Source organism: Streptomyces sp. S3(2020) (genome assembly GCF_013044505.1).
In the GTDB taxonomy this organism is placed as follows: Bacteria; Actinomycetota; Actinomycetes; order Streptomycetales; family Streptomycetaceae; genus Streptomyces.
Genome location: NZ_JABERD010000326.1, coordinates 1 through 7,305, shown reverse-complemented (window position 1 = coordinate 7,305; position 7,305 = coordinate 1). Strand labels below are relative to the sequence as shown.

6 protein-coding genes and 1 pseudogene are annotated in these 7,305 nt (G+C 74.8%); 4 read left to right on the top strand and 3 right to left on the bottom strand.

Features of this window, described 5'->3' with window-relative positions:
- Nucleotides 1-199: 199 nt before the first annotated feature.
- Nucleotides 200-688, bottom strand: a pseudogene (locus HLK59_RS46420) (hypothetical protein); the annotation flags it as partial.
- Between the two features lie 293 nt (nucleotides 689-981).
- On the opposite strand from HLK59_RS46420, the gene HLK59_RS46415 reads away from it, so the two are divergent.
- From HLK59_RS46415 to HLK59_RS46400, 4 genes are all read left to right on the top strand, one after another.
- A complete protein-coding gene (locus HLK59_RS46415; protein ID WP_206328408.1) occupies nucleotides 982-2,067 on the top strand; it encodes a sialidase family protein in 1,086 nt (361 codons plus the stop codon).
- Between the two features lie 72 nt (nucleotides 2,068-2,139).
- A complete protein-coding gene (locus HLK59_RS46410; RefSeq protein ID WP_171147719.1) occupies nucleotides 2,140-2,817 on the top strand; it encodes a uracil-DNA glycosylase in 678 nt (225 codons plus the stop codon).
- Entirely contained in the window at nucleotides 2,814-3,887 is a 1,074-nt protein-coding gene (locus HLK59_RS46405) for a BadF/BadG/BcrA/BcrD ATPase family protein (protein ID WP_346779984.1), read from the top strand. Before HLK59_RS46410 ends, HLK59_RS46405 begins: the two co-directional genes overlap by 4 nt.
- A gap of 119 nt (nucleotides 3,888-4,006) precedes the next feature.
- Nucleotides 4,007-4,927, top strand: a complete 921-nt coding sequence (locus HLK59_RS46400) for a hypothetical protein (RefSeq protein ID WP_171147718.1) — start codon at nucleotides 4,007-4,009, stop codon at nucleotides 4,925-4,927.
- A gap of 88 nt (nucleotides 4,928-5,015) precedes the next feature.
- Here HLK59_RS46400 and HLK59_RS46395 read toward each other — a convergent pair whose 3' ends face one another.
- Nucleotides 5,016-6,041, bottom strand: coding sequence for a lactonase family protein (locus HLK59_RS46395; protein WP_171147717.1), 1,026 nt, complete (start codon nucleotides 6,039-6,041; stop codon nucleotides 5,016-5,018).
- A 111-nt stretch (nucleotides 6,042-6,152) separates the two neighbouring features.
- On the bottom strand, nucleotides 6,153-7,305 hold a 1,153-nt coding region (locus HLK59_RS46390; protein WP_171147716.1), incomplete at its 5' end, for an FUSC family protein.

Genomic DNA, 7,305 nt, shown 5'->3' with positions numbered 1-7,305 from the left:
CTGGGTCTGGGCGAAGGTGCGGCGGGGGGGGACGGGCCGGTCGTCCCACACCGGCCTGGTCGTCGGCCGCCCGGGCCGCCCCTCGGGCACCACGGGCAGCGTCTGGGCGGCCCGGGGGTGCCTCCTGGTCACCCGCCCGGCCACCGCCGCCCAGGCCGCCCGGCGCGCGTCCCTGGTCGGGGCCCTGGTCGGCGGCGGCGCCGCCGACGAAGGGGACGAAGGCGGCGCCGACGCCGACCAGGGCTCCGATCAGGGAGGCGCGCAGGGCGGCCTGGGAGGCGGTGGCCGGGCGGGTGACCAGGAGGCCCTCCCGGTCCGTCCAGACGGTGACCGTGGTGCCCGAGGGGCTGCCGGGGCGGACGCGGACCTGGCCGGTGTGGGACGAGCCGTCCGTCGCCGCCCAGCGCACCTTCGCCCAGACCCGGTCGCTGCTCACCGTCCCGGTCTGCCCGGCGAACGTCCCGGGCGCCTCCTCCACGAGCCGCGCCTCGACCTGCCGCCACTCGACGCGCTCGCGGGCCAGGCTGTGCTCGACGGAGCGGGTGGCGCCCAGTCCGGCGAGCACCCCGGTGAGGGCGGTGAGCAGCCAGGCCCCGAGCACGATCCAGGCCTCCACCTTGTCGGCGCGGCGCTTGAGCGGATTGCGCCGCCAGCGCCATAACCACACCTTCGAACCACGGAACGTCATCGAAGGCTTCCTCCTCATGAGCGCGCGAACATGCCGGACCGCCTTTCCATACGGGGGACGGCTCCTCGGTGCTCAGGGGCCGGGCCCCGACCCGACCGTCGCACGCGTCACACACCCTCGGCCGCGACGTGCGCAGGCGGCCCGCAAGCGGTTGACCTCTCCGCCCCGAACCGCATCTGAGCCACACCTGACCCGCTCCTGACCTGCGGCGGAGCCGTTTCCGGGGGTGACTGTCAGTGCCGGGGTGCAGACTGGCCGATATCTGGGACAACGACGTCACGGAGGTGATCGGCATGACCGAGGTACTGCTCGCCGTGGGCACCCGCAAGGGTCTGTTCATCGGGCGCAGGCGGGGTGGGACCTGGGAGTTCGACGAGGGTCCGTACTTCAACGCACAGGCCGTGTACTCGGTCGCGATCGACACCCGTGGCGAGCGACCACGGCTGCTGGCCGGCGGCGACAGCGCGCACTGGGGTCCGTCCGTGTTCCACTCCGACGACCTGGGGCGCGGCTGGACCGAGCCGGCCCGGCCCGCCGTCAAGTTCCCCAAGGACACCGGGACTTCGCTGGAGCGGGTCTGGCAGCTGCACCCGGCGGCCGCGGAGCCGGACGTGGTGTACGCGGGCACGGAACCGGCCGCGCTGTACCGTTCCGAGGACCGCGGTGAGACCTTCGAGCTGGTCCGCCCGCTGTGGGAGCACCCCACCCGGTCGAAGTGGGTGCCCGGCGGTGGCGGTGAGGGTCTGCACACGGTCGTGACGGACAAGCGCGATCCGCGGGCGGTGACGGTCGCCGTCTCGACGGCCGGGGTGTTCAGGACGACCGACGGCGGCGCGAGCTGGTCGCCCTCCAACTCCGGTGTCTCCGCGGTGTTCCTGCCCGACCCCGACCCCGAGTTCGGCCAGTGCGTGCACAAGGTCACCCAGGACGCGGCGACCCCGGACCGGCTGTATCTCCAGAACCACTGGGGTGTGTACCGCAGCGACGACGCGGGGTCCCACTGGACGGACATCGGTGAGGGGCTTCCGTCCACGTTCGGTTTCGCGGTGGCCGCGCATCCGCACCGCGGCGACACGGCGTACGTGTTCCCGATCAACGCCGACGCGGACCGGGTCCCGGCCGACCACCGGTGCCGGGTCTTCCGTACGGCGGACGCGGGCAAGAGCTGGGAGCCGCTGTCGGCGGGACTGCCGCGGGAGGACCACTACGGCACGGTGCTGCGGGACGCGCTGTGCACCGACGACGCGGACCCGGCGGGTGTGTACTTCGGCAACCGCAACGGCGAGGTGTTCGCGTCGGCCGACGACGGCGACAGCTGGCAGCAGCTCGCGTCGCACCTGCCGGACGTGCTGTGTGTGCGGGCCGCGGTGGTCGGATGAGTCACGAGGGGGGACGGCCGGGCTTTGGCCACCGGTTGATCACCGCTGTCCTTACGGCAGTAGGGTGACGCCGTGGCACCAAGACCCTTGCATGAAATCGTCGAACCGGGCTGGGCGAAGGCCCTCGAACCCGTCGCCGGACGCGTCGCCGAGATGGGCGACTTCCTGCGGACGGAGATCGCCGCGGGACGTACCTATCTCCCGGCCGGACCGAACGTCCTACGGGCCTTCCAGCAGCCCTTCGACGACGTCCGCGTCCTGATCGTCGGACAGGATCCGTATCCGACTCCGGGACACGCGGTGGGGCTGAGCTTCTCCGTCGCGCCGGAGGTGCGGCCGCTGCCCGGCAGCCTGATCAACATCTACCGGGAGCTGAACACGGACCTGGGCCTGCCCCAGCCGTCCAACGGCGATCTGACGCCATGGACGCAGCAGGGTGTGCTGCTGCTCAACAGGGCGCTCACCACGGCCCCGCGCAAACCGGCCGCGCACCGCGGCAAGGGCTGGGAGGAGGTCACCGAACAGGCGATACGGGCGCTGGCCGCGCGCGGCAAGCCGCTGGTGTCCATCCTGTGGGGCCGCGACGCCCGCAACCTCCGTCCGCTGCTGGGCAACCTCCCGTCCGTGGAGTCCGCCCACCCCTCCCCCATGTCGGCCGACCGCGGCTTCTTCGGCTCCCGCCCGTTCAGCCGGGCCAACGAGCTGCTGGTCGGGCAGGGAGGAGAGCCGGTGGACTGGCGCCTGCCGTGACCGGGGCGGCGGACGTGCCGGACGCGGCCGCGGGCGGGTCGCCCGGACCGGCGACGGGGTCCGTCCCGCCGCGCCGACGCCCCGCGGATCTCCCCGTCGACGGCTCCGGGTTTCTCGCCGTCGACTCGGGTGGCTCCGGGCTGCGGGTCGTCGTCGGGACGGTGAAGCACGGGGCGTTGGCGCAGCGGGAGTCACGGGAGCCGGTGCGCACCGGGGCGCGGGGCATCGACCCCGTCCACCTGATGGCACAACTGGTGCCGATGGTGCGGGCGTTGACCGCGCAGACGGGTGTCGCCCGGTTGCGTACCGCCGTCGTCGGCGCCGCCGGTCTCAGCACCCTCGGTGAGGCCCTGCGCGCCGAGCTCCCGGGCGCCCTGGAGCGGGAGTTCGGAGTCGGACAGGTCGCCCTCGTCGCCGACGCGGTCACCGCCTACGCGGGCGCCCTGGGGACGGCACCCGGTGCCGTGGTCGCCGCCGGCACCGGTCTGATCGCCATCGGGACGGATCTGACGCGGTGGCGCCGTGCGGACGGCTGGGGCCATCTCCTCGGCGACTGCGGCAGCGGTGCCTGGATCGGACGGGCCGGTCTGGAGGCCGCGCTGCGCGCCCACGACGGGCGGCCGGGGGGATCGGCGGGACTGCTGGCCCGGGCCGAGGAGTTGTTCGGGGCGATGCCGGCGCTGCCCGGCCTGCTCTATCCGCGCCCGGACCGTCCGGCCGTCCTCGCCTCCTTCGTTCCCCAGGTCGCCGCCTGCGCCCCGGACGACCCCGTCGCCGCGGACATCCTGCGCGCCGCCGCCCGGCACATGGCCGAGTCCGCGGCCGCCGTCTGCCCCGCCGGGGGAACACCCGATGTCGCCCTCACCGGTGGCCTGTTCAAGATCGGCGCCCCCCTTCTTGAACCCCTGGAGGAGGAGTTGGCGAGACGGCTGCCCCACGCGCGCCGGGTGCCGTCGGCCGGAGACCCTCTGCACGGGTCCGTGCGGATCGCGACCGACCTCGCGACCGGGGTGCTCACTCTGCCGAGTGACAGGGCGATGCTGTACGTGGTGACCGGAACGAGCGACTGATCCAGACACGTCCGGCGCTTCCGATCCGTACGTAACTCATCAGACAAAACCGGACGGATACCGCTCACCTGCACCCTCCCCGAACAGGGAAGCCCAGTAAGCCAGTAACATGCGGCGCCATGAGCTCCCCCACTGGGCCCGCCGGCCTGCCAGTACGAATGCCGCGCCCCCGCCAGCCCGGACGGCACCGCCGTCCCGAGCCTCTGGCGGCTCCCGAGGGCGCACCCGCGCTTGTTCTCGCGGTGCCGGGAACGCCCAGCGCCGCCACGCGCAGCCTCGCCGAAGAGGTCGTGAGCATCGCCCGCTCCGAGCTCCCCGGCCTGGACGCGCGGATCGGTTACCTCGACGGGGACGACGCGGAGTTCCCCACGCTCCAGTCGGTGCTCACGCACACCGCCCAGGAGCGCACCGCACGCTATGAGCAGGCCAGGGCCGCCGGTGTGGACGTCAAGGAGCCCGAGGGCCCCGTCGCCGTCGTCGTGCCGCTGCTCGCCGGCCCGGACAGCGCGCTGCTGCGGGTCATCCGCCAGGCCGTCATGGACAGCCGTGTCGCGGCCGACCTGACCGATGTGCTCGGCCCGCACCCGCTGCTCGCCGAGGCGCTGCACGTGCGGCTGTCGGAGGCCGGTCTGGCCCGCGCCGACCGAGCCCGGCTGTTCACCGTGGCGACCGCCGCGGACGGCATCGTCCTGGCCTCCGTCGGCGGTGAGGAGGCGGTGCAGGCGGCCGGGATCACCGGCATGCTGCTCGCCGCGCGCCTCGCCGTGCCGGTGATGGCCGCCGCGCTCGACCAGGAGGGCTCGATCGCCTCGGTGGCCGACCAGCTGCGCGGCTCCGGCTCGCAGAACCTGGCGCTGGCCCCGTACCTGATAGGGCCGGAGATCGACCCGGGTCTGATCGAGGAGGCGGCCAAGGAGGCGGGCTGTGCCGCCGCCGAGGCGCTCGGCCCCTACCCGGCGATCGGCAAGCTCGCCCTGGCCAAGTACACGACGGCGCTGGGCATCGCGCCGCAGCAGCCGCAGGGCGCGCCGACGCGCTGACGTCGCGCCTCATCACCGTAGGACATGCCGAAGGGCCCCTCCCGGCGCGGGAGCGGGCCCTTCGGCGTTGTCGGGAGGTCGGGCGGGCTCAGCCGAGGACCACGCAGGACGCGGCGGGCAGTTCGGTGGACCCGCAGCGGCGCGGCAGTCCGGTGTCCGGGGCGGCCGCGAACCAGGTCACGTCGCCGGAGCGTTCGTTCGCGACGTAGAGGTAGCCGTCGGACTCGGCGAGCGCGCGTGGCCAGTGGCCTCCGCAGGGCACGGTCCCGATGAGCCGCAGTCGCTCCCCCTCGACGGCGAACGTGGACAGGACGTCCTCGCCGCGGGTGGCGGTCCAGACGAAGCGGCCGTCGGGTGCCACGACGACGCCGGAGGGGTAGGCGTCGCCGGCCGGGGCGCCGGGCAGCACCTGGGCCTCCGTGAGGGGCTCCAGGAGGCCCTCGGCGGCGTTCCAGCGGCAGACGGTGACGGTCGGGGCGAGTTCGTTGAGCACGTAGGCGTACGTGCCGTTCGGGTGGAAGGCCAGATGGCGGGGGCCGGAGCCGGGGCGCAGGGCGATCTCGCGATGCAGGACCGGGCTGCCGCCCCTCAGCGTGCACACCCGCGCCGAGTCCGTGCCGAGGTCGATGCTGACGGCCCACCGCCCGGTGGGGTCGGCCTGGACGTGGTGGGCGTGCGGGCCCTGCTGGCGGCGGGCGTGCGGGCCCGAGCCGGTGTGCCGCAGTACGCCGGAGGCGGCGGACGCGAGGGTGCCGTCGGGGCGGACGGGCACGGCGGTGACGCTGCCGGAGCCGTAGTTGGCGGTCAGGACGTGACCGTCGTAGAGGCCCAGGTGGGTGGGTCCGTCGCCGCCGACCCGCACCCGTGCGCCGGCCGGTTCGAGCTTGTCGCCGGTCACCCGGTACGCGGCCACCGCGCCGTCGGCGGTCTCGCTGACCGCGTAGAGCGTGCCGCCGTCGGGCGCCAGGGCCAGATAGGAGGGGTCGGGTACGCGGTCCACGCTGCTCAGGGGCGTCAGGGCGCCGCTGTCCGGGTCCACGGCCGCCGTCACGATGCCGGGCCCCCCGGCCGCCGTGAACGACCCGATGAAGGCCCTCCGCTGCCGTTCTGCCACCGCTGTCCCCTCTCGGTCCTGTGCCGTTCGGGGCGACCGTAGCAGTGGATCAGCAACGGTCTAGACCAAATGGGGGACGATCTCGTCGACCTTCCGCGGGCTCGGCAGAGGTCAGGCTCCGACCAAAGGCGATCCGGACGGCGTCCGCAGCGGCGTGGCCAGCTCGGCGAGGGCCCGTTCCAGGCCGTGGAGGTGGGCCAGCGCGGGTTCCACGGCGAGCGGCTGGTCCGTGACCGCGACGCTTCCGCCGCCGGTGAGCGCCTCCACCGCGGCCTCCACCCGCCAGCAGGCGGCGGCCAGCCGGGCGTCGTGCGAGGCCTCGGGGTCGGCGGCGACGGCGACCAGGCCGCGCACCTCGCGGGCGCAGTCGTCGAGCAGGGCGAGCACCCGGCGGGCACGCTGCTTGCGGCCGAGCATCGGGGTGAGCGGGTGCACCAGCGGCGCGACCGAGAGCCGTACCCGGCCGAGCAGCAGCTCCAGTTCGGCCACGCGCGGGGCCGGGTCGGCGCCGGCCACGTCACGCAGGCGGGCGGCGGCCTCGGCGGTGCAGGCGTGGACACAGCGCAGGGCGCGCTGGATCCAGGCGTCGGTGGTGGTGTGGGTGCTGACCGGCAGCACGAACAGCACGGCGAGCATCGCGCCGAGCGCCCCGATGCCGGTCTCCACCAGGCGCAGGGCGAGCAGGCCGGGGCTGAGCAGGCCCAGGAGGCCGTAGAGCAGTTCGGCGAGGACGGTGACGCAGAGCATCATCCAGGTGTACGACACCGCGGCCGTGTAGAAGATCCCGAAGACACAGACGGCCAGGAGCAGGGCCGAGGGCACCGCCGACCCCGCCAGCGGGACGGCGACGAGCAGGCCGAGGCCGATGCCGATCACCGTGCCGAGGACCCGCCGGAAGCCGCGTACGAGCGTCTCGCCGCGCGAGGTGGTGTTGACGAAGACCCACCAGGTCGCGCCGACGGCCCAGTACCAGCGCTCCGGGGAGACCAGCTGCCCCACGACGAGCGCGACGGCCGAGCCGGCGGTGGCCTGGACCGCCTGGCGGGTGGTCACGCGGGCGAGGCCGGCGCCGGCGGGCGGGGCGGGCACGGGGGCCGGGCGCAGCCGGCGCCCGTCGCACCCCGCCCCCCACCGCCCCGCGGCCGCGCGCCGCCCCGCCCGCCGGCCGGCCCCGTACAGCTCGGGCAGCCGGCCCCGGGCCGCCGGCAGCAACCCCCCGCCCCAGACCGTCCCGGACGCCAACCCCCCCGGCCGCCGCCCGCCC

Coding starts and splice junctions, on each gene's coding strand:
- HLK59_RS46415 (WP_206328408.1), top strand. CDS start 982: ATGACCGAGGTACTGCTCGCCGTGGGCACCCGCAAGGGTCTGTTCATC.
- HLK59_RS46400 (WP_171147718.1), top strand. CDS start 4,007: ATGAGCTCCCCCACTGGGCCCGCCGGCCTGCCAGTACGAATGCCGCGC.